This window comes from Falsihalocynthiibacter arcticus, from assembly GCF_000812665.2.
GTDB classification, from domain to species: Bacteria; Pseudomonadota; Alphaproteobacteria; order Rhodobacterales; family Rhodobacteraceae; genus Falsihalocynthiibacter; species Falsihalocynthiibacter arcticus.
Genome location: NZ_CP014327.1, coordinates 397,503 through 423,887, shown reverse-complemented (window position 1 = coordinate 423,887; position 26,385 = coordinate 397,503). Strand labels below are relative to the sequence as shown.

23 protein-coding genes, 1 tRNA gene and 2 pseudogenes are annotated in these 26,385 nt (G+C 53.5%); 13 read left to right on the top strand and 13 right to left on the bottom strand.

The window, feature by feature from the left end; genetic code table 11:
- Positions 1-7: 7 nt before the first annotated feature.
- Positions 8-403: a MerR family transcriptional regulator gene (locus RC74_RS02095; protein ID WP_039002695.1), complete on the bottom strand. Its 396-nt coding sequence runs from the start codon at positions 401-403 to the stop codon at positions 8-10.
- A 461-nt stretch (positions 404-864) separates the two neighbouring features.
- Here RC74_RS02095 and RC74_RS02090 point away from each other — a divergent pair, with 461 nt between their 5' ends.
- A complete protein-coding gene (locus RC74_RS02090) occupies positions 865-1,662 on the top strand; it encodes an AAA family ATPase (RefSeq protein WP_052274885.1) in 798 nt (265 codons plus the stop codon).
- A gap of 492 nt (positions 1,663-2,154) precedes the next feature.
- On the opposite strand, the gene RC74_RS02085 is transcribed toward RC74_RS02090, so the two are convergent.
- Positions 2,155-2,514, bottom strand: a complete 360-nt coding sequence (locus RC74_RS02085; RefSeq protein WP_039002694.1) for a MerR family transcriptional regulator — start codon at positions 2,512-2,514, stop codon at positions 2,155-2,157.
- A gap of 137 nt (positions 2,515-2,651) precedes the next feature.
- Between RC74_RS02085 and RC74_RS02080 the strand changes: the two genes are divergently transcribed.
- The 3 genes from RC74_RS02080 to RC74_RS02070 are packed head-to-tail and all read left to right on the top strand — an operon-like array spanning position 2,652 to position 4,910.
- Entirely contained in the window at positions 2,652-3,089 is a 438-nt protein-coding gene (locus RC74_RS02080; protein WP_039002693.1) for a PaaI family thioesterase, read from the top strand.
- Positions 3,086-3,595: a PaaI family thioesterase gene (locus RC74_RS02075; protein ID WP_039002692.1), complete on the top strand. Its 510-nt coding sequence runs from the start codon at positions 3,086-3,088 to the stop codon at positions 3,593-3,595. The genes RC74_RS02080 and RC74_RS02075 overlap by 4 nt, the downstream gene beginning before the upstream one ends.
- A 1-nt stretch (position 3,596) precedes the next feature.
- Complete coding sequence (locus tag RC74_RS02070; protein WP_039002691.1) at positions 3,597-4,910, top strand: MATE family efflux transporter; 1,314 nt, start codon at positions 3,597-3,599, stop codon at positions 4,908-4,910.
- On the opposite strand, the gene RC74_RS02065 is transcribed toward RC74_RS02070, so the two are convergent.
- Positions 4,907-5,968, bottom strand: a complete 1,062-nt coding sequence (locus tag RC74_RS02065; RefSeq protein ID WP_039002690.1) for a quinone-dependent dihydroorotate dehydrogenase — start codon at positions 5,966-5,968, stop codon at positions 4,907-4,909. The two genes, RC74_RS02070 and RC74_RS02065, sit on opposite strands and share 4 nt — an antisense overlap.
- Positions 5,965-6,303: a DUF952 domain-containing protein gene (locus RC74_RS02060; RefSeq protein ID WP_039002689.1), complete on the bottom strand. Its 339-nt coding sequence runs from the start codon at positions 6,301-6,303 to the stop codon at positions 5,965-5,967. The genes RC74_RS02065 and RC74_RS02060 overlap by 4 nt, the downstream gene beginning before the upstream one ends.
- Positions 6,304-6,457: 154 nt before the next feature.
- Between RC74_RS02060 and RC74_RS02055 the strand changes: the two genes are divergently transcribed.
- Together RC74_RS02055 and RC74_RS21545 are read left to right on the top strand one after the other, a co-directional pair.
- Entirely contained in the window at positions 6,458-8,035 is a 1,578-nt protein-coding gene (locus tag RC74_RS02055; protein WP_039002688.1) for a bifunctional metallophosphatase/5'-nucleotidase, read from the top strand.
- Between the two features lie 83 nt (positions 8,036-8,118).
- Positions 8,119-8,798 (top strand): annotated as a pseudogene (locus RC74_RS21545) (SOS response-associated peptidase).
- A 4-nt stretch (positions 8,799-8,802) separates the two neighbouring features.
- Here the strand turns inward: RC74_RS21545 and RC74_RS02050 are convergent.
- From RC74_RS02050 to RC74_RS02025, 6 genes and pseudogenes are all read right to left on the bottom strand, one after another.
- Positions 8,803-10,704: an acyl-CoA synthetase gene (locus tag RC74_RS02050; protein WP_039002743.1), complete on the bottom strand. Its 1,902-nt coding sequence runs from the start codon at positions 10,702-10,704 to the stop codon at positions 8,803-8,805.
- 111 nt (positions 10,705-10,815) lie between these two features.
- On the bottom strand, positions 10,816-12,597 hold the full coding sequence (locus RC74_RS02045; protein ID WP_039002686.1) for an ABC transporter transmembrane domain-containing protein: 1,782 nt from the start codon (positions 12,595-12,597) through the stop codon (positions 10,816-10,818).
- 114 nt (positions 12,598-12,711) lie between these two features.
- Positions 12,712-12,785 (bottom strand) — tRNA-Gly (locus tag RC74_RS02040).
- A gap of 108 nt (positions 12,786-12,893) precedes the next feature.
- Positions 12,894-14,074 (bottom strand): annotated as a pseudogene (arsJ, locus tag RC74_RS02035) (organoarsenical effux MFS transporter ArsJ).
- Between the two features lie 56 nt (positions 14,075-14,130).
- Positions 14,131-15,129 (bottom strand): ArsJ-associated glyceraldehyde-3-phosphate dehydrogenase, encoded by a 999-nt coding sequence (locus RC74_RS02030; RefSeq protein WP_039002684.1) that lies wholly within the window; start codon positions 15,127-15,129, stop codon positions 14,131-14,133.
- Positions 15,130-15,146: 17 nt separating this feature from the next.
- Positions 15,147-15,956: an arsenate reductase/protein-tyrosine-phosphatase family protein gene (locus RC74_RS02025; protein ID WP_039002742.1), complete on the bottom strand. Its 810-nt coding sequence runs from the start codon at positions 15,954-15,956 to the stop codon at positions 15,147-15,149.
- Positions 15,957-16,095: 139 nt separating this feature from the next.
- Between RC74_RS02025 and RC74_RS02020 the strand changes: the two genes are divergently transcribed.
- Complete coding sequence (locus tag RC74_RS02020; RefSeq protein WP_039002683.1) at positions 16,096-17,601, top strand: UxaA family hydrolase; 1,506 nt, start codon at positions 16,096-16,098, stop codon at positions 17,599-17,601.
- Between the two features lie 41 nt (positions 17,602-17,642).
- Here the strand turns inward: RC74_RS02020 and RC74_RS02015 are convergent, their stop codons facing one another.
- On the bottom strand, positions 17,643-18,575 hold the full coding sequence (locus RC74_RS02015; protein WP_236940014.1) for a 2-hydroxyacid dehydrogenase: 933 nt from the start codon (positions 18,573-18,575) through the stop codon (positions 17,643-17,645).
- Positions 18,576-18,683: 108 nt separating this feature from the next.
- Positions 18,684-19,376 (bottom strand): DUF1045 domain-containing protein, encoded by a 693-nt coding sequence (locus RC74_RS02010; protein ID WP_062628116.1) that lies wholly within the window; start codon positions 19,374-19,376, stop codon positions 18,684-18,686.
- Positions 19,377-19,623: 247 nt separating this feature from the next.
- Between RC74_RS02010 and RC74_RS02005 the strand changes: the two genes are divergently transcribed.
- Complete coding sequence (locus tag RC74_RS02005) at positions 19,624-20,274, top strand: HAD family hydrolase (RefSeq protein WP_039002682.1); 651 nt, start codon at positions 19,624-19,626, stop codon at positions 20,272-20,274.
- A 302-nt stretch (positions 20,275-20,576) separates the two neighbouring features.
- On the opposite strand, the gene RC74_RS02000 is transcribed toward RC74_RS02005, so the two are convergent.
- Positions 20,577-20,930, bottom strand: a complete 354-nt coding sequence (locus RC74_RS02000; protein WP_218918105.1) for a hypothetical protein — start codon at positions 20,928-20,930, stop codon at positions 20,577-20,579.
- A 194-nt stretch (positions 20,931-21,124) separates the two neighbouring features.
- Here RC74_RS02000 and istA point away from each other — a divergent pair, with 194 nt between their 5' ends.
- From istA to tnpC, 5 genes are all read left to right on the top strand, one after another.
- Positions 21,125-22,624, top strand: coding sequence for an IS21 family transposase (gene istA / locus RC74_RS01995; RefSeq protein WP_062628114.1), 1,500 nt, complete (start codon positions 21,125-21,127; stop codon positions 22,622-22,624).
- Positions 22,621-23,373: an IS21-like element helper ATPase IstB gene (istB, locus tag RC74_RS01990; RefSeq protein ID WP_062628113.1), complete on the top strand. Its 753-nt coding sequence runs from the start codon at positions 22,621-22,623 to the stop codon at positions 23,371-23,373. The genes istA and istB overlap by 4 nt, the downstream gene beginning before the upstream one ends.
- Positions 23,374-24,024: 651 nt before the next feature.
- Positions 24,025-24,408 (top strand): transposase, encoded by a 384-nt coding sequence (locus tag RC74_RS01985; protein WP_039000108.1) that lies wholly within the window; start codon positions 24,025-24,027, stop codon positions 24,406-24,408.
- The gene (gene tnpB / locus RC74_RS01980) at positions 24,405-24,758 is read left to right on the top strand and encodes an IS66 family insertion sequence element accessory protein TnpB (protein ID WP_039000107.1); all 354 of its coding nucleotides are present in this window, start codon (positions 24,405-24,407) and stop codon (positions 24,756-24,758) included. Before RC74_RS01985 ends, tnpB begins: the two co-directional genes overlap by 4 nt.
- A gap of 54 nt (positions 24,759-24,812) precedes the next feature.
- Positions 24,813-26,384, top strand: coding sequence for an IS66 family transposase (gene tnpC / locus RC74_RS01975; RefSeq protein WP_062628112.1), 1,572 nt, complete (start codon positions 24,813-24,815; stop codon positions 26,382-26,384).
- The last annotated feature ends 1 nt before the right edge of the window (position 26,385 follow it).

Below are 26,385 nucleotides of genomic sequence, written 5' to 3'. Positions count from 1 at the left end.
GGTTCCCTTATTCGGCCGCGTTGGGGCGTTGCATCTCGGCGAGGCGCTGTTCGCCCCATTTTAATTGAAGGCGCAAATCTTCGATTGCACCTGTGAGTTCGTCGCGCTGGGCGATCATGTCTTTTAGGCGTTCATGGGCGAGCTGATAGGTGCGGTTCAACTGGGTGAATTGCGCGTCATCCATGTCGTAGAGATCTAAAAGCTGGCGAATGTCTTCGAGGGAAAAGCCAAAACGTTTCCCCTGCAAAATAAGCTTGAGGCGGGCGCGATCCCGTTTTGTAAACAGACGGTGTTGCCCGTCACGCACAGGAAATAGCAGCTCTTTTGCTTCGTAAAAACGTAATGTGCGCGGGGTCACATCAAAGGCAATACACATTTGTCGGATGGTCATCATGTCGGTCATGGGGCGCTCCTTGTGGTTGCTTCTGCACCCACACATGGGAGGGTCACTGCAACTCTACAATACAGCTTGACGTTAACGTAAACGAAACGCTACGTCACTTTTTTCCTGACGGCACGTAAGGGGGTTTTTGGTGTTGATATGCCAACCCTTTATAGCCCATTTTGGCTGTTTTGACGCCCATCTGCTAGGTCATTAACGCCCATGACTTGTTAGCTCGTTGATTTTAAATAATAATTTAAAGCGTCGGTTTCGAGTGGTCCGGCGCTTTTTTGAACGTTCTTAGGGTATTGACGTTTGCCTTCTGTTGTCGCTGTCTAATAGCATGACAACGACTCAGTATATCCACCTCATACGGTTCCCACTGATCTGACCCAAATTGGGCCGGCCATTGAACGCTTGTCATTTCAAATATCACAGTCGAACAAAACCGGTCTTTTTCTTTACCAGATAAGGAAGCCGCTATGAAAACCACCAAACTAATCCATGCAACGAACCCTGACACTGACAGGCAGGCTATCACCCAACGCCTAACAGACTATCTTATGAACTTACGCAAAACCCGACTTGCCGCTGATTTCATCGGAGATGATGAGCATTCTATTGATCTCGGACTGAATGACTTTGATAACGTTGCCGACGATCTGTCTGATGGCGTTGAACTTACTTGGAGAGATAACCGTCGCATCAAACAGCGCGTTCAAGGGATCGCGGATCGACGTAAGGAGGCTTCCGGCCTTGCGCATCTTAAAGACGGGGAGATCAAGCGCCTGCGCCCTCTGTTTGCAGGAATTAAATTGTTTGAACCAAAAAACGAGCACTGGGTTGATGAAAAAATCGCAGCGCTGCACGAGGAGATGCCTTGGATGGCGCCTGCAACCAATGAGGTCTGGTCTGTCCTTCGACAAAACGCCGCCACCGGCGATATCATCAAAATCCCACCTTTAATTTTGATCGGCCCTCCCGGCATTGGAAAGTCGGTATGGGCCAGGCGATTGTCTGAGCTTCTTCATATTCCTAGATGTGAAATTGATGCCAGCCTTGGAGGTGTTGGCTTTAGTGTGGCGGGAACCGAACGAGGTTGGGCATCGGCGCAAGCAGGGCGGCCTCTCGAAACAATCCTTCAACACTCGGTCGGCAATCCGTTGGTTGTCGTTGATGAAATTTGCAAAGCGCAATCCGTCACGTCAGAAAAGGGTGCCAGCCATTCTTTCGCGAATACCTTGCTAAGCCTAATGGAACCTGCGACAGCCGCGTCATAGGAGTGCCCGTACTATCGTACCTGTCCGTCGTCAGGGTTTTTGGAACCAGGAGCTGCCTAAACTCTGTTTGGGCGTGATGCAAGACGTTATCGACCCAGCTAGCCTGAAAGAATTCAAAATTCTATATCGAAAGCTGCACAAGATTAAAGGATACTATCCACGTGACCCGAGCCGTCTCTGTTCAAAGCTGGAAGAGGCCGGTATCCGGCCAGCATGGAATCCTAAATTTTCTGGCGCGGATTTTTATCGAGTGTCTGATCTTTAAATAAACATACATTGTCTCGAAAGCCGTTCTTTAGAGCGGCTTTTTTTATGCTCACAGTTTTTTTGATGGGTCGCAATGACCTTGTGCATTGGGCGAAGTTACCGCCGTTTTCGAATTTGTAAATTTTAACTACTTGAAAAAAAGTAATAAAATAATTCTTCATGGGCTATAAAGGGTTGGCGTATCAGTGTTTTTGCGTGCAAAAAGGAGGTATCTTAAGGCGCAGACTAGCCGAGGGCCTCGTCGCGTAGGCTCTGCAAATCGTCTATCGATTCTTGCAACTCAACGGCTTGTGCACGCAACGCAATCAGTTGGCGATCCGCCATTTCCACCCACGCATCCATTTGCGACTTGGTACCCGCCTCTTCATAGATCATCAACCATTGGCGGATTTCTTCGAGGCTAAACCCAAACCTGCGTCCACGCAGAATAAGGACCATACGCGCCACTTCGCGACCGGTGTAAAAGCGGCTACGACCCTCTTTTTCAGGTTGCAGTAGTTCAATGTACTCATAATACCGCAATGTGCGCGGAGTCACATCGAATTTCGCACACATGTCTTTGAAATTGAGGCGTGTTTGCGTCATGTTCTTGGGTTCTCCTTACATCTAAACCTAGGGTCATATGAAGTGCGATTCAATCGCTGGTTTTAGGCGGGCCAGATTATTAGCGCTTGATGCGTCAATCAGTTCGGCCAATAAACGGTTTAAGGAAAGGTGGTCCCATGAGCCATGACAGAACAGAAGTCGCCCGAAAATTTATTGAATCAATTCCGTTTTCGCAGGCTCTCGGGATGACCCTTGATGAACTTGGCGATGGTGTCGCAGAGATTTCGATGCCCTATGACGCGCGTTTTGTTGGCGACCCTCAAACGGGGGTGATTCACGGCGGCGCGGTCTCCGCCTTAATGGACACCTGTAGTGGCGCGGCAGTCATGAGCCATCCGTCCAATCCAATCGCAACTGCGACGATCGATCTCAGGATTGACTACATGCGCAGCGCTACCCCGGGTCAACGGATCGTCGCACGGGCCGAATGCTATCACGTCACCCGCAGCGTCGCCTTTATTCGGGTAACCGCGCGGGACGATGAGGGCGAAATTCCCGTAGCCTCGGCGACGGGAGCCTTCACACTTGAGCGCGCGCAGGAGAAAACAGCATGAACCGTCGCCCTCCCGAACCCGTTCAGGTCATCAAACAACGACGCGATTCAACCTTGACGGCGCTGGTCCATGGTGTGCCGTTCATTCAATTTTTGGATATACGGTTTGATCGGCGCGGAGACGAATTGACCGCGACCTTGCCCTACAGAGAAAGCCTGATCGGAAATCCGACTTTACCCGCGATCCACGGAGGAGCAACGGCGAGTTTTCTTGAGGTGACGGCGATTATCGAACTGTCGTGGGGCATGCTCTGGCAGGATATGGAGAGTGGGGTGCTTGACGCAGAAACCTTGGACCCAAACAATCTTCCTCGCCTGCCAAAAACAATTGATTTTAGCGTCGATTATTTACGCACGGGCCTCCCCCGTGATGCCTATGCACGGGCGCGGGTCAATCGGTCGGGGCGGAGATACGCCAGCGTCCATGTTGAAGCATGGCAAGACAACCGCACTCGTTTATTCGCGCAAGCGACGGGGCATTTTTTGATGCCACAAAAGGGCGATTAATTTGACACGTAAAGTCACGCACCGGCGCGTTCTAAAAATTGCCCTCCCTATCGTTATTTCCAATGCCACGGTCCCTTTTCTAGGAATCGTGGATACTGGAGTTGTCGGTCAACTTGGCCTCGCGGCGCCGATTGGTGCGGTGGGCATCGGGGCGATTATCCTGACGGCGATCTACTGGATTTTTGGGTTCTTGCGCATGGGAACGACAGGCCTTGCGGGACAGGCTTTGGGCGCAAATGACCAGCCCGAATTGGCCGCCATTTTGACGCGTGCACTGCTTGTTGGATTGGCCGCAGGTTTGGGGATTTTCCTGCTGCAAGTACCCCTGTTTGCGGGGGCCTTTTTCGTTTCGCCCGCATCGCCCGAAGTTGAAGGCCTCGCGCGCTCCTACATGGGAATTCGCGTCTATTCGGCACCGGCAATGATTGGGATTTATGGCCTGACAGGGTGGCTTATCGCGGCGGAACGCACCCGCGCGGTTTTGGCAATTCAGCTATTGATGAACGGCGTCAATGTCGGCCTCGACTTTCTCTTTGTGCTCCATTTCGACTGGGGTGTGAACGGCGTCGCCATCGCGACCGTCATTGCGGAATGGGGTGGTTTTGCCCTTGCGCTGTGGTTCTGTCGCGCAACATTCTACGCGCCCGATTGGCGAAATTGGGGGCAAGTTTTTAACAGCGCTCGCCTGCGCCGCATGCTCTTGGTCAACAGCGATATTATGCTGCGCTCGGTGATGCTTCAGGTGATTTTCGTATCGTTTCTTTTCTTTGGTGCGGATTTTGGCGACGTGCCCTTGGCGGCGAACCAAATCCTCATGCAGTTCCTGATGATTACGGCTTATGCGCTCGACGGGTTTGCCTTCGCGGTTGAGGCCCTCGTGGCGCAATCCTTGGGATCGAAATCCCGCTTTGATCTACGCCAAAGCGCGCTGCTCTGTACGTTTTGGTCGCTCATTGTTTGTATCGGTTTGACGGTTGTTTTTGCGTTGTTCGGTGAAGGCATCATCGACCTTATGGCCAAGTCCGAACCCGTCCGCGCCGAGGCGCGAATTTACCTTGTATATATGATCGCTGCACCACTCATCGGGATGTGGTCTTGGATACTGGATGGCATATTTATTGGCGCGACGCGCAGTCGCGATATGAGAAATATGATGTTTTTAAGCTTATTGGTTTACGGCGGGGCTGTGCTGGTTTTGGTGCCTGCGTACGGAAATCATGGGTTGTGGATAGCCCTGTTAATTTCTTTCGTTGCACGCGCCATTTCGCTTGGCGCACGCTATCCATCGCTTGAACGCGACGCGAACCCTGTCTAAAGCCACGCGTCCCTTGCGGTGCCTACAGCTTGCGAAACATGGCTAAACCCGTCGGCCTCAAGATGGGCTTCAAGCCCTTGGGCGATGTCGCGCACCAAGGACATCCCTTGATAAACAAGGGCGGAATAAAGCTGTACCGCTGTTGCACCGGCCCGAATTTTTGCATAGGCCTCTGCGGCATTGGAAATTCCACCGACGCCAATGAGCGGAAGATTTCCATCGGTGATTTTTGACAGTTGCGCGAGGACGCGGGTGCTTTTTTCAAAAAGCGGCGCTCCAGAAAGCCCCCCCATTTCGCCCCTGTGGCTGCTTTTTAGGCCATCACGATCAAGGGTCGTATTGGTCGCGATGATGGCATCAATGCCGACTTCGATTGCGACTTCGGCTATTTGAGTAAGCTCCTCAACATTCAAGTCAGGCGCAATTTTGAGAAAAACGCGTGTATTGGGCGCGACTTCCGCGCGGACGTCAAGGACACCCTGTAGGAGGCCGCGCAGCGCATCTGCCCCCTGTAAGTCTCGCAGTTTTTCGGTATTGGGCGACGACACATTGACGGTTGCAAAGGCCACGTGGGGACCACAAACGCGCATTACGCGGGCGAAATCATTTGCACGATCGTTGCTGTCTTTGTTTGCGCCCAAATTGAGGCCCACAGGCACGCGAGGTTTTGCAGTGGCAAGACGTGCCGCAATCGCATCCGCGCCCTGATTGTTGAAGCCAAACCGATTGATGACGGCGCGATCTTCGGTCAGACGAAAGAGGCGTGGTTTGGGATTTCCAGGTTGGGCATGAGGTGTCGCAGCCCCAACTTCTATAAAGCCAAAACCTGCTTGCGTCAGGGGCACAATGGCCTCGGCATTTTTGTCATAGCCCGCCGCCAACCCAATGGGGTTGAGCAAGTCAATACCGCAGAGATTGGTCGCCAATCTGTCGCCTCCAACCGGACCACCGGGCATCGGGACAAGACCCGCATTCAAGGCCTTAATCGAAAGGCTATGCGCTACTTCTGGGGAACACGCGTGTAGCGCTTTCAGCCCGTATTTCTCAAGAAAACTCATGGAATATCATCGGGAAAGACATGACCATTCTCCCCCATTGGCAAGAGGGCGTGCGCCACCGCGTCGCTGCGTTTTAATTTGCGATACAAGTGCGGGAACTCTTTTCCACCCCGCGAGACTTCCCATTTCAAGGCCTCTCCAAGCGTATCCGCGTCTATTGTGACAAGGACAAGCGTCGGGCTTCCTGCGAAATGTTTCGCGACTGTTTCGCGCAACTGTTCTGCGGTGGAAAAATGGATATACCCATCCGCTAGATCCACAGGTGCGCCCTCGGTTTCCCCGTTTTGCACCAAATCAGCCCATTCGGACTCTTGAAAAACTTTGTAAATAAGCATGGTATTGGAATGCCTTTTGCTTAAACTTTGGTCAAGTCCTTCTTGTCATCTCAACGTTACCTAGGGTCAATAAATGGATTGGGAAAGCAGCCTTTGACTCTGAAGCTGCATTTGGTCAATCTATCGCTCTAGAACAATAATAGGGAGTATTAATATGTTCGCCCGTCTTTTCACATCCGCGGCCGTTTTGGCCCTCACGGCAGGTGCTGCTGCCGCTGACTATTCACTCACAGTTTTGCACACGAACGATTTCCATGCACGGTTTGAGCCCATCAGCAAATATGACGCGGGTTGTAGCGCCGAAGACAACGCCGCCGGCGAATGCTTTGGGGGTTCCGCCCGTTTGGTGACGGCCGTTGCCGACGCCCGCGCGCGCTCAAACAACTCCATTTTGGTGGATGGCGGAGACCAGTTCCAAGGCACGCTGTTTTATACTTACTACAAGGGAAAACTCGCCGCCGAAATGATGAACAAGCTCGGCTACGACGGCATGACCGTTGGCAATCACGAGTTTGACGACGGCCCAGAAGTTCTCGCAGGCTTCATGGATACGATCAACTTTCCTATTCTGATGTCCAACGCGGACGTGTCCCAAGAACCCGCTTTGGCTGGCAAACTTGCGAAATCCGCGATCATCGAACGGGGTGGCGAGAAAATCGGCCTCATTGGTTTGACGCCACAAGATACCGATGAATTGGCCAGTCCCGGCGACTTGGTGATCTTCACCGATCCTGTTGGTGCTGTGCAAGGTGAAGTCGATAAACTGACCGCCGAGGGTGTGAATAAAATTATCGTTTTGTCGCACTCGGGTTATAGCGTTGACCAAAAAGTTGCCGCCGAAACCACGGGTGTAGACGTGATCGTTGGTGGCCATACCAACACATTGTTGTCCAACACCAACGAGCGTGCAGAAGGCCCATACCCAACAATGGTTGGCTCAACAGCCATCGTTTCGGCCTATGCTTATGGTAAATTCCTTGGCGAATTGAACGTCACGTTTAACGACGCAGGCGAAGTCATTTCGGCCACTGGCGAGCCTATCATCACGGACGCCTCGGTTGCTGAGGATGCTGAAACTGTTGCACGGATTGCAGAAGCCGCAGTCCCCCTCGAAGAAATTCGCAGCAAAGTTGTGGCGTCCACTGGGGCGGCGATTGACGGATCGCGTGACAATTGCCGCGCCAAAGAATGCGAAATGGGGAACCTTGTTGCCGATGCGATGCTTGCGCGCGTTAAAGATCAAGGCATCCAAGTTGCGTTGGCAAATGGCGGCGGACTTCGTGCAGGTTTAGAAGCTGGCGAAGTTACGATGGGTGATGTTTACACGGTTCTTCCGTTCCAAAACACGCTGGCAACATTCCAAGTGAATGGGGCAACGCTTAAGGACGCGCTCGAAAACGCGGTGCTGCAATATGATGACGAGACCAAAAACGGTCGCTTCGCGCAGGTTGCGGGGATGACCTTCACCATCACGGGTTCCGAGGCCTTTGGCAATCGTATTTCCGAGGTTATGATTGATACAGGAGCAGGCTATGAAACGCTTGATCCAGCCAAAGTTTACGGTGTTGTTTCAAACAACTACGTGCGTGGCGGCGGCGACGGGTACGCGATGTTCCGCGACGCGATGAATGCCTATGATTTCGGCCCTGATCTTGCGGATGTTGTCTCTGAATACCTTGCGGCAGCAGGCAGCTATGAGCCCTACCTTGATGGCCGCATCACTGTGAAATAAGTTTGGTTTACGCTGACTGAACCTAAGGCGCGCCAGTCACGGCGCGCCTTTTTTGTAACAAGGTTTTGGCAAGGAGCGAGAGAATGTGTGGACGGTTTGCGATCACTTTGCCCGTGGAGGCCATGGCCCAGCTTTTTGCGGCGGCCCCCGCCAATGATTTGCCTGAAGTTCCGAATTATAACGTTTGCCCGACGACCCAAATCCACACAATTATGGCCACAGATAACGGTCGCCAATTGGGGGCCATGCGGTGGGGGTTTATTCCCACATGGTACAAAAAGCCCAATGACGGCCCCCTTTTGATTAACGCGCGGGCGGAAACAATTGCGCAGAAACCCGCGTTTTCTAAAGCATGTCGGGAACGGCGGTGCCTCATCCCTATGAGCGGTTTCTATGAATGGACCAAAACGCCTGAGGGCGCACACTTACCGTGGTATATCACGCCGCGCCACGAGGAGGTCGCCGTGTTCGCAGGTATTTGGCAGGATTGGGAACACGACGGAGTGCGCCTAAAAACGGCCGCTATTGTGACAGTTGCGGCAAACAAAACGATGTCGAAAATCCACAAACGGATGCCCGTTTCCCTTGCGCCGGATCAATGGGCTAGTTGGCTTGGGGAGCAAGGGAAGGGGGCCGCCCGCTTGATGCAACCCGCGCCCGAAGATCGCTTTGCCGCGTGGCGGGTTTCCCCGAGGTTAATTCCAATCGGGCCTCAGGGGAGCAGCTTATCCGTTCCTTGGAAGCGGATAATTCTGGGTACTAACCGCCTAAGAAGGCTGTTCTGGAAGCCATTCCCATGGGATTGTGAAGGCCCCAAGAACTTGAGTAATTTCAATCGTGCTTACGACTTCGGACATCTCAATTTGCGCAACGAGTCCGCGCCGTCTGCTTTCAATCACCGAACACACGCTCACTTGCAAACCCGCTTTTTCCAATGCCGCATTGTAGACCCGCGTAATGGCGCGTTTGCGCAAGTCGGGTTTGAAGACTTTGCCCACTGCTGTTTTCGGCAACTCGTCCAAAATTTCGATGTATTTGGGATGGGCCGCGCGCTCTGGGATTTCCTTTTTACAAAACTCCATAAGCTCATTTACCGTCACTTCGGCATCTTGCACTAACTCGACATAGGCACAGGGGATTTCGCCTGAGTGTGCGTCCGGTTGGCCAATCGCACCGGCAAATCCAACTGCGGGATGTCCCGCCAAAACCTCTTCGATTTCCGCGGGGTCGATGTTGTGACCGCCACGGATAATCAAGTCCTTGGCGCGCCCTGTAATCCAAAGATATCCGTCCGTGTCGACGCGCCCTAAGTCGCCCGTGCGAAGGTAGATGTCGTGGTGGAAAAGATCGTGGTTTTTGTCGACCTCAGTATAGGTTGATCCGGGGATGACTCCCGGATTATCGATACAGATTTCTCCGACTTCATCGACGGGGGCCTCGACAGGGCCATCAGGTGTTTGGCGCAGGATTTTCACGTCGGTATGAGGAAAGGGCACACCAACGGAGCCCTTTTTTTTCTTGCCGCTCGTGGGATTGCACGAAACAAGGCAAGTCGCCTCGGTTAGGCCGTACCCCTCGGTAATCGTGACGCCCGTGGCTTCTTCAAAGCGGCGGAAGAGCTCAATCGGAAGGGGGGCGGATCCAGACATTGCCGTGCGAAGCGACGATACATCTGCGTCTACTGGCCGCTGCATCAGCGCAGAAATGGCGGTCGGAACAGTGATCATAAACGTCACGTTCCAACGCTCGATAAGTTTCCAGAAGTTATCCAGCACACCTTCGCCACGGTAACCCGCAGGCGTCGGAAAGACGACATGCGCACCCGAAGCAATCATCGACATCATTATCGGGTGACAGGCAAAAACGTGGAACAGAGGCAGGGGGCAAATCACCACGTCATCGTGGCTAAACAGCAAGCGGTGCCCAAGCCAGCCGTTGTAAATCATGCCAGAGTATTTGTGCTGGGCCACTTTGGGCATACCCGTTGTTCCGCCGGTGTGAAAATATGCCCCAACTCGGTCGCCAGCAGGATCTGAAAAGTCGAGTTTTTCGCTCGAATGCTTGGCGATTTCGGCGTTGAAATTCAGCACGCGCGCCTTGTGGGTGACGGGGTTTTTCGGACGGATAAGCGGAACAATCCAACTCTTTGGCGGGGAAAGATACCGCAGCAGATCGACCTCAACAACCGCCTCGATACTCGGCACCATCGCAGCCGCTTCGGCTGCTTTTTGTGCGACATCCGACTTGGGGAAGGCGCGCAAAGTCACGAGTACTTTGGCGCCTGTTTCGCGCAGGATTGATGCGATTTGGCTCGCTTCAAGGAGGGGGTTTATCGGGCTGACGATCCCTGCAATTGCCCCACCAAGAAGTGTTAGGACGGTTTCGTTTGCATTGGGCAAAAGGTAGGCAACAACGTCTGTTTCCCCAATGCCCAGAGAGCGGAAAAAATTGGCGGTTTGCGTTGTTTTTCCGAACAACTCATTCCAAGTGAGAGTTTCGGCACGATCTTTGGGACCGGACGTGATCTGAAACGAAATAGCAGGGCGTTCCCCGTATTTTTCCGCAGTGGCGGCGACAAATTCATACATAGTTTTGGGAAGATCACGATCCTCCCATCGCGCTTCTGCTTCAATAGCATTGCGGTCGTCAATTGATGAAAATTTGTTCATCACACTCTCTCCCATTGGGCACGTCCCCACGTGCTCTTCTCCCCAAGGAGGATGATTGCAAACGACTATTTTCGCAAGGGAAAGTCCAAACGACGGAACGTAAGGAGAAAGTTACGCTACGCCATTTCCGTCCGTAAACTGCAACCGCGCCAGACGCGCATAGAGGCCGTCTTCTGCGACAAGGGATTCATGCGTGCCGTCGGCAATGATTTTTCCGCCATCAAACACAAGGATGCGATCGGCTTTTTTCACGGTTGCCAAACGGTGGGCCACAATCAGGGTCGTGCGCCCTTGGGCCATTTCATCGACCGCGTTTTGAACCGCACGTTCGCTTTCGGCGTCCAAAGCACTTGTCGCTTCATCGAGCAAAAGGATAGGCGCGTCGCGCAAAATGGCACGGGCAATGGCGATACGTTGCTTTTGCCCACCTGAGAGCATAACACCGCGCTCGCCAACTTGGCTTTCGTATTTCTCGGGTAACGCCATAAGGAAATCATGTGCGGCAGCAGCTTTTGCGGCCTCAAAGACCTCGGCATCCGTGGCGTCGGGGCGGCCGAAACGAATGTTCTCAAGAGCGGTGGTCGCAAAAATAATAGGGTCTTGGGGCACAAGCGCGATCTGTTCTCGAAAATCGGTTCGGGTCAAGTCGCGCAGGTTGAGCCCATCAATGGAAACGACGCCGCTGGTGGGATCGTAAAAACGCTGGAGTAACTGAATGACGGTCGATTTTCCTGCGCCAGATGGCCCCACAAGCGCAACCGTTTCGCCCGGTTTGATCGAAAGATTGGTGCCAGAAAGCGCAGCAATTTCAGGCCGCGCAGGATAGTGGAAGGTGACGTTGTCAAATACGATTTCACCGCGCACGGGTTTCGCGAGCGCTTTCGGATTAGCAGGATTTTTGATCGCATCTTCGGTGTTGAGCAGTTCGACAAGGCGCTCGGTTGCCCCTGCTGCGCGTTGAAGTTCGCCCCAAATCTCGGAGAGAGCGGCAACCGATCCCGCGACCATAACCGCATAGATCACGAATTGAACGAGGGCACCGATGCTCAGACTGCCTTGGTTGACGTCATGTGCGCCCATCCAAAGAACACCGACGACACCCGAGAAAATAAGGAAAATAACAACCACAGTCATCAGGGCGCGTGTGGTTATCCGTTTCATTGCGACGACATAGGATTGCTCCGTTACATCGGCGAAATTCTTGGAGGAAAGGGCTTCGTGTGTGAAGGCTTGAACGGTTTGCACCGAGGAAAGGTCTTCGCTTGCGCTGCCGGAGGATTTTGCGATCCAGTCTTGGTTTTCGCGACTCAAAATCCGCAAACGGCGACCAAGAACAATAATGGGAACGATAACGGCAGGAACGATAAACAACACCATCGCGGCCAGTTTTGCGCTGGTCAAAAGCATGAGAGCCATGCCGCCAACGAAAATCAGCGCATTGCGCAAAGCGATTGAAACGGAGGAGCCGATGACCGACAGGATAAGCGTCGTATCGGTGGTGATCCGACTTAGAACTTCTCCGGTCATGATCTTCTCATAAAACGCGGGGCTCATGCGAATAACGCGGTCAAAAACAGCTTTGCGAATGTCGGTGACAATACGTTCGCCAAGGCGGGTCACGAGGTAGTACCGCAAGCCCGTGCCAAGCGCGAGAATCGCTGCAATTGCGAGGGCTGCGCCAAAGTAGCTGTCGATGAGTGCTCCGTTGGAGGCCGTAAAGCCGTCCACAACACGGCGCACTGCAATGGGCAGAATGAGCGAGGTTGCCGCCGTTAGAACAAGCGCGAGACAGGCGGCGAGGACAAGCCCGCCATAGGGACGCACAAAAGGAACAAGTCCGCGCAAAGCGCCCATTTGTTTGGATTTTTCGCGGTCTTCATCTAATTGGGCCATGGAGCCCCCCGTTTGTTTGCGTCCCAACCCACATAATGGCCTGTATCGGAAGCAACAAGCGCTCAAACGCCGCAGAATGGTTTTTGGAAGCTATTTCGGCAAATTGGGGGAATGTGGAGCGGGTAGAGGGAATCGAACCCTCGCCTTAAGTTTGGAAAACTCGTATGATACCATTTCACCATACCCGCGTCGTTGGAGAATAGTATTTCAGCTGTATTGGAGCGTCAAGACGTGAAATCCGCAAAGCGCGGAATTTGACAGGAAAATTTGCCTGCGTGAAGGTACGCCTGTTTGCGCTAATCCCCGAGTTTTCGTGTGCAAGCCCAACTCAGAAGGATCATTCCCGCGGCCGTACCAAGACAGAGAGCGAGCCCTCCGATTTGATAGGATACCCCCGAGAGGAGTGTCCCTGTTAGGCGGCCAACTGCGTTCGCCATGTAGTAAAACCCCACGTCCATGGTGACCCGTTTTTCATCCGTCAACGCCAAGATGAGGTAGGAGTGAAGCGAAGAGTTTACAGCAAAAATGGCCCCGAAGATCAGCAGGCCCGCGACAATTGTTCCAGTGAGCATCGGAGATGTGCTGGGTGCTAGAAGGAGAATTGCGGTTAGGGCAATAGGAACCACAGCGAGGCCGAGTGCCCATTTCTGTGCCAAAACAGCGTATTCATGCTCGCCGCGTTGGTGTGCGCGTAGGAGCTTTGGTGCGCTGGCTTGAACCATGCCATAAAGAATGGTCCAGACCGCCATAAAACTCCCGATCAAAAAGAACGCGGCGCGATTGGATTCCTCTGACCCATCCGAAAGGACGGCGTAAAAATAAATGGGAATCCCCACCACAAACCAAACATCTCGGCCCCGAATAGAAAAACACGCGCAGCGCTGAGCCAGTTGATGTTACGGTTTTTAGAGAAAACCTCCTTGAACTTGGCGTCTTTTCGCCCTTTAGGAAGGCCCATCGGCATTCCCACAAGCACGGCAACCAAAACAAGCCCCAACACACCAGCCATTGCCAGGACTGCCGGTACAAAACCAAGGGTCGCTAAAAGCACGGCACCAAGCAAAAAGCCCAAGCCTTTGACCGCATTCTTGGAGCCAGTCAAAATCGCGACCCATTTAAATAGGCCGCCTTTGGCCTTGGGGGCTAGGATTTTAACCGCACTTTTTGAACTCATTTTTGCGAGGTCTTTGGCGACGCCAGATGCGCCTTGCACGAGCATGACGAACACGACCGAGGCCCCGATGCTCCAGTTTGGATCAAGTAGGGATAGCGCGAGTAGGGCCAAAACTTGGAGCGCCAATCCCGCATAAAGCGTCGAGGTTAGCCCAAAGCGCGCGGCAATCCAGCCTGCCGAAAGATTGGTCACAATCCCCGCTATCTCATAGAGCACGAAGAGATAGGCGAGCTGAACGGGTGAAAATCCGAGCGTATGAAAATGCAAAAGCACCAACATGCGCAGCGCGCCGTCCGTCAGCATGAACGCCCAATAGGCGGCGGTTACGGCGAAATAGGCTGCAATTCCTCGCGTCTGTGTCACAGGGAATCGCCAACCATAAAGGCCACGTCGACCAGTCGGTTTGTATAGCCCCATTCGTTGTCGTACCACGCGTAAACCTTGAGTTGCGTGCCGTTCACAACCATGGTTGAAAGCGCGTCGATGATGCAACTGCGAGGGTCATTTGTGTAATCCGAGGACACAAGCGGCCGTGTTTCATAACCCAAGATGCCCTTGAGGGAACCAACGGATGCCAGGCGGAAAAGCTCATTCACTTCTTCGACACTCGTCTCGCGTTCCATTTCAAAAACGCAATCCGTGAGCGAGCCGTTGAGCAAGGGAACGCGCACGGCGTGGCCGTTCAGTTTGCCTTTTAGCTCTGGATAGATGAGCGTGATTGCCGTGGCCGACCCCGTTGTCGTGGGAATCAAATTGGTCAGGGCCGAGCGCGCGCGACGCAAATCAGACGCGGGGCGATCAACGATCGTTTGGGTGTTGGTGACATCGTGGATTGTGGTGATTGAGCCGTGTCGAATGCCGATCCCTTCGAGCAGAACTTTGACCACTGGCGCAAGGCAATTGGTCGTGCAGCTTGCGGCGGTGATGATTCTGTGGGTTTCGGGATCATAATTATTGTCGTTGACGCCATAGACAATATTGGCGGTTGGGCCGTCCTCTACGGGGGCCGATACGACGACTTTTTTGACGCCTGCTGCAAAATAGGGCGCCAGTTTAGTTTCGGTTTTGAACGCTCCTGTACAGTCGATCACAACGTCGACCCCTTCGAGCGGCAACTCATCGAGATTGCGCGTGGAGGTCACAGGAATATGCGTTCCGTCGATTGTGATGCTGTTGTTGTCGGCCTCGAAGTTCGCGGGCCAACGCCCGTGAATCGAGTCAAACTCCAGCAAATGCGCGTGCATTTTGGGGTCCCCCACAGCATCATTGATAAAGGCGATTTTTGCGCCGCGTTCTAGGAGGGGACGCAGGGCGAGTTTTCCGATGCGGCCAAGGCCATTGATGGCAAATGTTGTCATGTCAAAACGCTTTCTGATTAATTACGCGCGATATCGTCGACCGATTTTTGGAGGTCGGCACGGCTGGCTGTTTCAAATGGGAGGGTGGCAAAACGCGAGATGCGTTTGTTTAGGATTTCATAGGTATTTTCAAAGCGGTCTCGGGAAGCTTTGTCCAAGGAGTTGGCTGCTGGGACGGGGTCTTCAATGCCCCAATGGCTAGCGATGGGTGTGCCGTGAAACGCGCCGCTTTCTTGGTTTGCCGCGTTGTCACAAACGGTGAATACGAAATCGAAGTCAGATGTCGTTTCGCCCAAAACGGTGGTGATGTTTTTGGAGTGTAGGTTTTGAATGTTGTGGCCTTTGGATAGCAAAACATCGCGGGCCATAGCGTGGACGCCTGCGCGCGGTTCTGTCCCTGCGGACGCCACAGTGAAAGTGCGGCCTCGCCAATCGCGTAGGATCGTTTCGGCCATAATTGAGCGCGCCGAGTTTCCTGTACATAGGAACAAGACGCTGGGTTGTGTTGCTGGTTTTGAAAGGTCGGTTGGAAGGCATAAATCGCCGCGTCCGCCACAACAGTCGCTAAATAACCCTGAGATGATTTCCTGTGAGGCTGCAATATTCGCGCTATAAAGGAGGCTTGTGCCAAGGCGGCGTTGGCGCACAAGACCAGCCGATTTTAACGCCGAGAGATAGACCGATGCTGTGCTTGGCTTGAGGTCTAGAACGGTAAGGATTTCAGCAACAGGCAGCGCGTCCGGATACCGCCGGATCAGCAGTCGGAAAATAGCCATCCGCTGTGGGTGACTGAGAGTGGCGAGGCGGTCTAGAAGTTTAAATTCCATAATTCGTGAATTAAGGAATTTTGAGGCAAGGCGCAACTGTTTTCTACCAGAAACAAAAGTAATCGCATTTGCACCTTTCGTATTTTTTTGCAAAATGTACAATAACGCCTACCCCCCTCGTTTTCGCAATGGAAATCCTATGTCAAAAACCGTCCGCCTTGCCCCGAATGATAATGTCGTTAGCGCGATTGAAACCCTCAATCCCGATGAGGACGTCAATGGAATATCGCCAAAACAGCAAATTCCGCGCGGGCATAAAATGGCTACTCAAGCGATTGATAAGGGGGCGGCGGTATTGAAATACGCGCAAGTCATTGGCTATGCGAAAGAAGATATTGCTGTGGGGGATCATGTGCACACGCACAATCTTGAGTTTAGGGCTGTCGATCAAACCTATGAATTCTCAACCGATATTCGGCCCGTTGCCCCCGCGACGACTGTGGATACCTTTATGGGGTATCGGCGTGAAAACGGCAAAGTCGGGACACGCAATTATGTTGCGGTTTTGACGTCAGTGAATTGCTCGGCAACGGCGGCGCGGATGATTGCCAACCACTTTACGCCAGAGGTTATGGCGAAGTATGAAAACGTTGATGGAGTTGTTGCTTTCGTGCATGGCACGGGCTGTGGCATGGCGGGGGATGGCGACGGTTTTGAGGCGCTTCAACGGGTAATGTGGGGCTATGCCGCGCATCCAAATGTTGCGGCTGTTTTGATGGTGGGCTTAGGCTGCGAGATCAACCAGATTGATTGGTTGGTCGAGGCATGGGGCCTTAAGCCGGGACCAAAGTTTCAGGCGATGAATATTCAAGACGTGGCTGGCCTGCGGAAAACGATCGAGATTGGCATTCAAAAGGTCGAAGCCATGCTGCCATTGGCCAATGAAGCACGCCGCGAAGCTTGTCCCGCCTCGGAGTTGATGGTCGGTTTGCAATGTGGTGGATCGGATGCGTGGTCCGGCGTTACGGCCAATCCAGCGTTGGGTTTCGCTTGCGACTTACTGGTTGCCCAAGGAGGCACGGGTGTATTGGCCGAGACGCCAGAAATTTATGGTGCGGAGCATTTGTTGACGCGCCGCGCAGCAACGCCAGAGGTGGGTGAAAAACTCATCGGCCTCATCAAATGGTGGGAAGAATACGCCGCCCGCAACAAGGGGTCGATGGATAATAACCCGTCTCCGGGGAACAAAAAAGGCGGGCTTACAACCATCCTTGAAAAATCCCTCGGGGCTGCGGCCAAGGGGGGAACTTCGCCCCTAACGGGCGTTTTCAAATACGGTGAAACAATCCGCAGCAAAGGGTTCGTCTTCATGGACAGCCCCGGATATGACCCCGCGTCTGTGACAGGGCAAATCGCCAGTGGATGCAATTTGATCGCCTTTACCACGGGGCGCGGGTCCGCCTTTGGGGCCAAGCCAACGCCGTCGATAAAAATTGCGACGAACACCCAGATGTTCACGCGGATGGAAGAAGATATGGATTTGAACGCGGGGTCGATTCTCACAGAGGGCGAAACGATTGAGGCGGCGGGGCAGCGGATTTACCAGATGTTCTTGGATGTGGCCTCTGGAACCCCTTCGAAATCCGAAGCGCAAGGGCTTGGCGATTATGAATTTGTTCCATGGCAAATCGGCGCGGTAATGTAACTCTGGGGTCGTTGAATGTTAGAAAATCCAGTGCTGGGGGATTAACCCACAGGGGAAACCAATGGGCGGCCCTCTTTGGCGCGAAGCAAGTTTTGCACCACTAGGTCGCCCATCGCGATGCGTGTTTTCTCGGTGGCGCTACCTTGGTGTGGCGACAGCACGACGTTTGGCAGCTTCCAAAGATCCGGCGACATTTTTGGCTCTTGCTCAAACACATCGAGCGCCGCGCCGCCCAAGGCTCCAGACTGCAACATTTCGACCATAACAGGTTCGTCAATGAGCGTTCCTCGCCCCAAATTCACGATCGCTCCCTTGGGTCCCAAGGCCGTGAGAACCTTGCGATCCACCAACTTTCGCGTGGCTGCATTGTCGGGAACAACGGCCACAATCCAATCGGATGCCGCCGCCATTTCCTCAAGCGAGGCATAGTACGGAAAGGGTTCATAGGCCTGTGGGTTGCGGCCATGATAAACCACCTGCATTTTGAAGGCTTGTGCGCGGCGGGCAATTTCCTTGCCGATCCGTCCTAGCCCCAAAATCCCGACCGTTGCCCCCGTAAGTTCGCCCGTCAGGGGATACCCGCCTTCGAGCCATTTTCCTTGCCGCGTAAAGGCATCCGCATCGACGATTCTGCGGCAGAGAGACAGCATCAGTCCAAGCGCAAGTTCCGCGACGGCATCGCTTAAAACGTCGGGTGTGTTGGTGACGGAAATACCCCGCTTGCGCGCGGCAGTGACGTCGATACCATCATAGCCAACGCCAAAACTTGAGATGACTTTGAGGTCGGGAAGGGCGTCCATCATTGCGTCGTCACAGCCAACATGGCCGTTCGTCGCCATGAATTTCACATGCGCGCAGTTGCTCAGAAACGTTTTTTTATCAACGGCTTCCCAGTATTTCAGGATGGTGAAGGACTCCGAGAGGTCCGCCATGACTTTTGGGGGCATGGGGGCGATCATGATTAGGTCATTCACTTGGAGTCTCCTTGGGCGCTTTGTTTTTTTGCAAGTGTACCCTATTTTACGGCGCGGCCAAGAGGCCACGAATTGGCCGGTGGTTATCCATACACTTGGGGGCAGACTTTAGGGCACTATCTTTCCAGAAAGAGGGAGCCGGTGAAGTGCGTGAAAACGTCCGTCCCCCGCTTCGCCAGCCAGAATTAACGAACAGAATCGCATGGGGCGCCCCAAGTTATGGGCGAAGTGTGTACGGGCCAAAGTTTTTAAATGTTCCAAGTCTTTGGGCGGCAAATGACCACTCAAAGTGATGTGAAATTTGAACGCGTCCAAAACATACGGATACCCCCAGTTTTTCAAGTTGGTTTCCTGCAGGGGCGTTAGGTTGGCTTTGCGGCGTCCGGCCAATTCTGTCGCGCTGAGAGGGGCGCGAAAATGGTCCAGTTTTTGCAGAACGGCAGCGGCGAGACTGGCAAGATGGTCGATGTTTCCTTCCGGAGTAAGCGCCAAAGTCGACTTATCTATTGTGAGGCTTAGGGCTTCAATTTCAACAGGAGCATGGACGGCACAAAGCGCCTTGGTTTGAGACAAAAGGCTTTCATATGTTGTGCCTTTTGCAAGGTGAAAGGGAGGTTTGATTGTTCCATGAAAGCCGTATTTCCTTGGAGCTTGGGTTGCAATACGCAGGGCGGTTTCGGAGGCTTTTGGGTGTGGCACGGCGCAACCCTTTTCCAAATCCCACCCAAGCCAAGCAGCGCCTGAATCGGCAAACATACCCGCCTCAGGTGTCATGAAAATGCTGTATCGATTAAACAACAATGGGGAGGCTCCTTTGGGATTTTTCAACTATGGCACCTCCATTGATACGCGAACTTGTGCAGATTATCCTGCCTAAATGAGCGGATTTACGGCCTTTTTGCAAATAAATAAGCGAGTATATTGCGCTCAATGTCGCCCATTGTGCGCAGCGGGCGGGTATTCCCATTGTGCGTCGGGTGTGGTTTGAGGGGCGCAAAGGTTTCTAGCGGGCGGGCAGGTCTGGGTCGGTCATAAAATGGGATATAACATGAGTTTACGCGGCGCGATTTTCGATATGGACGGCCTCCTTTTGGACACGGAGCGCCTCACCATCCTGTGCTATCAACGCGCGGCTGATGACGTTGGCTTGATTGATTTCGAGCCGGTGCTGTTGGGCCTCATCGGGGTTCGGCGCAAGGAATCAGAAGACATTTTGCGCGCAAGAATCGACGATTTGGCGATCTTTGAGGCATTCCTAGAGAAAAGTACCGCCAATTCCGCGGCGATTAAAATTGAGGACATCCCCATTAAGGCAGGAGCCGTCGAATTGCTCAAGGGCCTGAAAGAAAAGGGACTTCCTTGTGCTGTTGCCACCTCAACCCAAACGGAAAAAGCGCGTCACCATCTTGAAGTCTCCGGCCTTCTTGGTTTTTTTGAAACGGTGACGGGCGGAGATCAGGTGGTTTCTCCTAAGCCCGCACCCGACATCTATCTGCGTGCTGCAAAATCGCTTGGTCTGGGGGCGACCGATTGCGCGGCCTTTGAGGATTCCGATCCCGGAACCCGCGCGGCAGTTGCCTCCGGAGCACGGGTGGTACAGGTTCCAGATATTTTGCAACCATCCCCAGAAGTTCGCGCTCTTGGCCACGTAATCGCGCCGACTCTCCTACTTGGGGCGACGCAGATCGGGTTGATTTAGGAGGCAGGCAACCAAAGCTTTTCGCGGATATAAAACTACGGGAGAAGTGATGCGCCTAATCCAATCATTCGCTAACTTCTGAATTGACCGCTGCTACCCCGGTCCGTCACGGATGCCGATGGTAAAATAATTATCTACAATCAGAACGAGTCACCAGAGAAGGACAAGAAAGCTAACTGGCGGCCTGCGCCAAGGGTCTCTTCTGGTCAATCTTGCGCTATTACTGCCCCATTTTTTATTTATGGAAAGGAGGACTTAAGCCCCGAATGAGGCTTCATTGCGGGTTACTCAATGCGATCCCATCAACCGTCGTCACGATTGAAGTGGCGTGTCCAGATTTCAGTTCGGACTCTATCTCGCGCTTCATAGTCGTCAATTGCTTTTTCAAGGTCGCCGACTTCGTCTGTTTCTTTGTCGGTAGCGATTTCGGTTAGGCGCATGGTGTACCAGGCCGTTATCCCGCCTTCCGGTGCAACTGTGAACCTTGGGAAAATTGGTTCAGGCATTTGGCCTACCGACCAAAGATTTGGGAGGTTTGGTTCAAGGACCAACGCACGGGCTAGGCCAATCACATCGACTGCACCGCTCAAAACGGCTTCTTCCGCTTGCGCTCGCGTTTTGAAGCCGCCTGTTAACATCAGGGGCTTGGATGTCACCGTTCGGGCGCGTTTGGCAAATGCAATGAAGTAGGGCCCACGTCCCGCGCCGTCAGAGGCGGACTTAGCGCCTGGGAAATACGTCTGTAAAACGCACTGCAATACTGGGCCACAGAAACAGCTTCGACATATCGCAGTTGTAGCGGAGTAAAATTCCGCCAGTTTGTGTCCTTCGTTTATTCGGAGGGCGGGAGATGTATTCTGTGGATATTTATAGTCGTGTGCGCCGTGCTTGTTTGAAGGACGGCATGTCTGCTCGTGAAGCGGCGCGTTATTTCAACAAGGACCGTAAGACGATAGCGAAGATGCTACGTCATGAACTCCCTCCTGGTTATCGTCGTTCAGAAGCGCCACGTCGCCCCACGCTTGATGATTATGTTGGCATCATCGACGAGATACTTCGGACTGATAAAACCCTGATCAAAAAACAACGCCATACAGCAAAGCGCATCTATGAACGCCTGAGAGCCGAGCATGGATATACTGGCAGCTTGACGACTGTGACGTATTACGTACGCGAGCAAAAGCGGCGCACGAAAGAGGTGTTTGTGCCGTTGTCGCATCGGCCCGGCCACGCGCAGGTTGATTTTGGTGAGACCCTTGGCGTGATTGGCTGCGTCGAATGTAAGATCCACTTCTTCGTGATGAGCCTACCGCATTCGGACGCAGTGTTTGTGAAGGGCTACCCTGCGGAGACGACAGAAGCGTTTTGCGACGGCCACGTGTCTGCCTTTGCGTTCTTCGGCGGCATCCCCCAATCCATTCTCTATGACAACACCAAGATCGCTGTTGCGCGTATTTTAGGGGACAGAACACGTGTTCGCACACGCCGGTTTACAGAACTGCAATCGCATTATCTGTTTGATGACAAGTTTGGTCGGCCTGCGCGGGGGAACGACAAAGGCAACGTTGAGGGCATGGTCGGATACACTCGACGCAACTTCATGGTGCCTGCGCCACGTTACGACAGTTTTGATGATCTGAATGCGCACTTGGAACAGAGGTGTTTGGAACGCCAGAGTGACAAATTGCGCGGACACAGCCAGACTATTGGCCAGCGTTTGATATCCGATCTTGATGCCCTGATGGGGTTGCCTGTCGCAGAGTATGAGGCCTGCGACCATGTCAGCACGCGGGCCACATCAATCTCAATGGTGCGCTACCGTAGCAATGATTACTCTGTGCCCGTGGCCTATGCCCATCACGACGTCCACGTGCGTGGCTTTGTGCATGAGGTCATTATTGGCTGCGGCAATGAGGTGATAGCACGGCATCAGCGGTCTTACGCCAAAGCGGACATGATCTTTGACCCGCTCCACTTCCTGCCTTTGATTGAGCAGAAGGTGGGGGCTTTGGATCAAGCCGCCCCTTTGCAGGGCTGGGATCTACCGGATGTCTTCGCTACCTTGCACCGACTGCTCGAAGCCAGAATGGGTAAGCCGGGCAAGCGGGAATATGTTCAAGTCCTGCGCCTTTTGGAAACCTTTGAGATGGATGTTGTGCAGGGTGCGATCCAGCATGCCATTGATCTGGGCGCGATTGGCTATGACGCTGTAAAACACCTTGTGTTGTGCCGAGTTGAGAAGCGCCCACCGCGCTTGGATTTGGACTTCTATCCTTATCTGCCAAAGGCAAACGTTGGAACAACACGTCCGGCCAGCTACATGAGCCTGATGGGAGGGACCGCGGCATGACCCAAGCCCCCCAAATCCTTCTGCAACATCACCTCAAGAAGTTACGCTTGCCAACGTTCCAAGGGGAGTACGCAAAACAAGCCCAGATATGTGCTGCCGAGAATAAGGATCACATTCAATATTTGGCGCGCCTGTGCGAGATGGAACTGATAGATCGGGAGCGCCGGATGATCGAACGGCGGATCAAAGCGGCGAAGTTCCCAAGCACCAAAAGCCTGGATAGCTTTGACTTCAAGATTATGCCCAGCTTGAACAAACCGCTGACAATGGACCTCGCACGATGTGATTATATAGATCGCAGAGAAAATATCATCGCCCTCGGCCCATCGGGAACCGGTAAGACGCACATTGCTTTGGGGCTTGGGTTGGCGGCATGCCAAAGAGGGTTGAAAGTGCGCTTCACGACGGCGGCAGCCCTGGTCCATGATCTGATTGAAGCGCAGGATGAGCGGAGATTGCAGCGGCTTCAAAAGCACCTGACGAGCCAGAACCTGTTGATCATTGATGAATTGGGATTTGTGCCCCTCAGCAAATCTGGTGCGGAACTCCTCTTCGAGGTGATATCCCAGTGCTACGAACGCGGCTCAATTATAATCACCTCGAACCTGCCTTTCGATGAGTGGACCGAAGTCTTTGGTTCCGAACGGCTCACAGGCGCTTTGCTGGATCGTTTGACCCATCACGTCCATATCCTGGAGATGAATGGCGAGAGTTACCGGCTCAAACATAGCCGTAAGAGCCGCCAATAACCAAAACACATCAAGATCAGAACAATGTCGGCCCAAGGGCCAACATGCGCTTTGGCACGCGTTAGCTAAATGGGGAGCACGCGCACCAAAGCGCACGACAAACGAGAAGTCAGTGGACCAGTTTTACGCCGCGATCTGGACCCTTTTTACTCTGCGATTGACAGAACTGGTAAACACCATCTCTGATCGTTAGGTCGGGCATCTTGCGTACGCTCATTGTGTTGCACCTTTGTGTAGCATTACAGGTGACACATACCCTTGTAAACAAGGTATTATAGCGAATACAATGAGTTATATGGTGCTGCTGGGGAGAATTGAACTCCCGACCTCGTCATTACCAATGTGTTTTCAAAACTCTTGGACTAAGCTGGATGCGGGTGGATGAAGTTGTCCCTGGTGACATAACCAATTGTTGTATTTCAACTTTTTCCTGAATTGGTTTTGCATGGTGTCGCATTTGGCTGGCCCAGGTTGTACTCCGCTCCCCTACTAATCCCCTACTAGTGACCCCACCCCATCGACGGGTGTCGAGGCAGGCCACCTAACTGCGTGTCCCGCTCCGAAGGAGGTAACCGTTGGTTTGACCCCACATTCCCCTTGGGTGGTTAATATGCGATTCCGTCCCTTCATAAATTTGGAGGGAGTTTCTCTATGGAAGCTACGAATGAGTTTCTCACAAGGATTCCACGCAGTTCAGACGGAAAGCGACGCTGGCCTCTTGAACTGAAGGCGCGGATTGTTGCGGAAACGTTGATTGAGGGCGCGACTGTAAATGGGGTGGCCAAGCGATATGGTTTGATACCCAGCAGCGTTTCAGATTGGCGACGTATGGCGCGGACGGGTAAACTTGTTTTACCCAACTTGGATGGGATGGATTTTGTGCCCGTGCAGATTGCAAACCCTAAGGCGCTTGAAGTGCTTCCAACACGACCCATCACTTTGACCAGCGTTGAGTTGCTCAAAGGTGGAGTAACGATCCGCTTGGCCGCCGATACGCCTGCGGCCCGCATCGCTGAGATCGCGGCTGCGCTGTGATCCATCCGTCGCATGGCGTGCAGATCTTTGTCGCGACCAAACCTGTCGACTTTCGTAAAGGCCATGACGGTTTGGCCGCGCTGGTGCAGAGCCATTTGCACAAGAAGCCCTTTGATGGCGCGGTCTATGTCTTCCGTGCTAAACGGGCGGATCGCCTCAAGATGATCTGGTGGGACGGAACCGGCCTGGTCATGGCGTACAAGCGGCTTGAGCAGAATGCGTTCAAATGGCCCGCCATCAAGGATGGCGTTTTGCGGCTTGATCCGGCTCAATTTGAGACGCTGTTTGCGGGGCTCGATTGGCGTCGCGTGACTGCATTGGAGACCCGCCCACCGGCTGCGGCAGAATGACTCGGGTGGTGCTTTAGGCGGGTAGTTTGGTGCGGTTTTTGGTATCAAACACCCATGACATCCGCCACTGATCTTCCTGACGATATCGATGCGCTCAAAGCACTTTTGGCGGCCGCCGAGGCCCATATCAGTGCGCAGAATACGACCCTTACCGAGCGTGACGGCATCATCCAACGCAAGGAATACCGCATCATTCGCCTCGAGAAGCTGTTGACTGACTTCAAGCGGGCGCTCTACGGGGCGAAGTCCGAGAAAGGCGATCCGGATCAATATCACCTCGCGTTGGAGGACATCGAAACAGCCATGGCTGTCGTCCATGCTGAGGACGTAGCGATTGACCCGCCAAAGACAGCAGGCGCGACGAAGCCACCCAAAGGGCGTGGTGTGCTGCCAAAACATCTGCCGCGTGTTGAAGAGGTTTTTGCACCCGACAGCACGATCTGTGGCTGCGGCGCTGAGCGCCACATCATAGGTGAAGATGTCAGCGAACGCCTAGACATCGTGCCCGCGCAGTTCCGCGTCATTGTCACACGCCGCCCCAAATATGCCTGCCGTGACTGCGAGGCAGGCATTGTCCAAGCACCTGCCAAACCACGCCTGATCGAAGGCGGCATGCCGACTGAGGCCACCATTGCCAGTGTGATTGTGTCCAAATATGCCGATCATCTGCCATTGTATCGTCAGTCACAAATCTATGCACGGCAAGGCGTTGATATCGACCGATCAACACTGGCATTCTGGGTTGGGAAAGCCGCGCATGAACTGAAGCCTGTCCATGACGCTCTGCTGGCACACCTCAAGAGATCCACAAAACTGTTTATGGATGAGACGCCGGCGCCGGTGCTCGACCCTGGGCGAGGTAGAACCAAGAAAGGTTACTTCTGGGCGCTCGCCCGCGATGATCGCGCTTGGAATGGGCCAGAAGCACCCGGGGTGGCCTTTACTTATGCGCCAGGACGATCCGGCAAATACGCAACCGAGATTTTGCAGGGCTTTGGTGGCATCCTGCAAGTGGACGGTTATGCCGGATACAACCGCGTGCTTAATTTGCGGGACAATGCCCCGATCCAACTGGCGTATTGCTGGGCTCATGCACGACGCAAACTCTATGAGTTGACCCATAATAACGTGGCCCCCATCGCCGAGGAGGGTCTCAAACAGATCGCAGTCCTCTACCGGATCGAAGGCCAAGTCCGAGGTCAATCCGCTGAGGAACGCTTAGCGATGCGACAGCAAAAATCTGCGCCAAAAGTAGCGACCTTCAAAATATGGCTGGATCACACAAGAACGCAGGTCTCTGCCAAATCTCCAACTGGCGCAGCGCTCAAATACATCGCCAAATACTGGGATGGCCTGATCTTGTTCCTGACCGACGGTCGCATCGAGATGGACAGCAACGCCGTAGAACGCACAATCCGCCCCATCGCCCTGCAAAGAAAGAACGCGCTCTTCGCGGGTCACGACGCTGGCGCACAAAACTGGGCCATGCTCGCGTCGCTGATCGAGACCTGCAAACTGAACAAAATCGAACCGCACAGCTACCTGACCAGCGTCCTCACAGCCATAGTCAACGGACATAAGCAGAAGCACATCGAGCAGCTGCTACCGTGGAACTACGCCGCATAGG

Bases quoted from the DNA above. Each gene is read 5' to 3' on its own strand.
- RC74_RS02060 (WP_039002689.1), bottom strand. From the start codon at position 6,303: ATGCTTATTTACAAAGTTTTTCAAGAGTCCGAATGGGCTGATTTGGTG.
- RC74_RS02005 (WP_039002682.1), top strand. From the start codon at position 19,624: ATGAGTTTACGCGGCGCGATTTTCGATATGGACGGCCTCCTTTTGGAC.
- RC74_RS02045 (WP_039002686.1), bottom strand. From the start codon at position 12,597: ATGGCCCAATTAGATGAAGACCGCGAAAAATCCAAACAAATGGGCGCT.
- RC74_RS02075 (WP_039002692.1), top strand. From the start codon at position 3,086: ATGAACCGTCGCCCTCCCGAACCCGTTCAGGTCATCAAACAACGACGC.
- RC74_RS02020 (WP_039002683.1), top strand. From the start codon at position 16,096: ATGTCAAAAACCGTCCGCCTTGCCCCGAATGATAATGTCGTTAGCGCG.
- tnpC (WP_062628112.1), top strand. From the start codon at position 24,813: ATGACATCCGCCACTGATCTTCCTGACGATATCGATGCGCTCAAAGCA.
- RC74_RS02030 (WP_039002684.1), bottom strand. From the start codon at position 15,129: ATGACAACATTTGCCATCAATGGCCTTGGCCGCATCGGAAAACTCGCC.
- RC74_RS02050 (WP_039002743.1), bottom strand. From the start codon at position 10,704: ATGAACAAATTTTCATCAATTGACGACCGCAATGCTATTGAAGCAGAA.
- RC74_RS02095 (WP_039002695.1), bottom strand. From the start codon at position 403: ATGACCGACATGATGACCATCCGACAAATGTGTATTGCCTTTGATGTG.
- istA (WP_062628114.1), top strand. From the start codon at position 21,125: ATGTATTCTGTGGATATTTATAGTCGTGTGCGCCGTGCTTGTTTGAAG.
- RC74_RS01985 (WP_039000108.1), top strand. From the start codon at position 24,025: ATGGAAGCTACGAATGAGTTTCTCACAAGGATTCCACGCAGTTCAGAC.
- RC74_RS02090 (WP_052274885.1), top strand. From the start codon at position 865: ATGAAAACCACCAAACTAATCCATGCAACGAACCCTGACACTGACAGG.
- RC74_RS02025 (WP_039002742.1), bottom strand. From the start codon at position 15,956: ATGGAATTTAAACTTCTAGACCGCCTCGCCACTCTCAGTCACCCACAG.
- RC74_RS02085 (WP_039002694.1), bottom strand. From the start codon at position 2,514: ATGACGCAAACACGCCTCAATTTCAAAGACATGTGTGCGAAATTCGAT.
- RC74_RS02080 (WP_039002693.1), top strand. From the start codon at position 2,652: ATGAGCCATGACAGAACAGAAGTCGCCCGAAAATTTATTGAATCAATT.
- istB (WP_062628113.1), top strand. From the start codon at position 22,621: ATGACCCAAGCCCCCCAAATCCTTCTGCAACATCACCTCAAGAAGTTA.
- RC74_RS02055 (WP_039002688.1), top strand. From the start codon at position 6,458: ATGTTCGCCCGTCTTTTCACATCCGCGGCCGTTTTGGCCCTCACGGCA.
- RC74_RS02065 (WP_039002690.1), bottom strand. From the start codon at position 5,968: ATGAGTTTTCTTGAGAAATACGGGCTGAAAGCGCTACACGCGTGTTCC.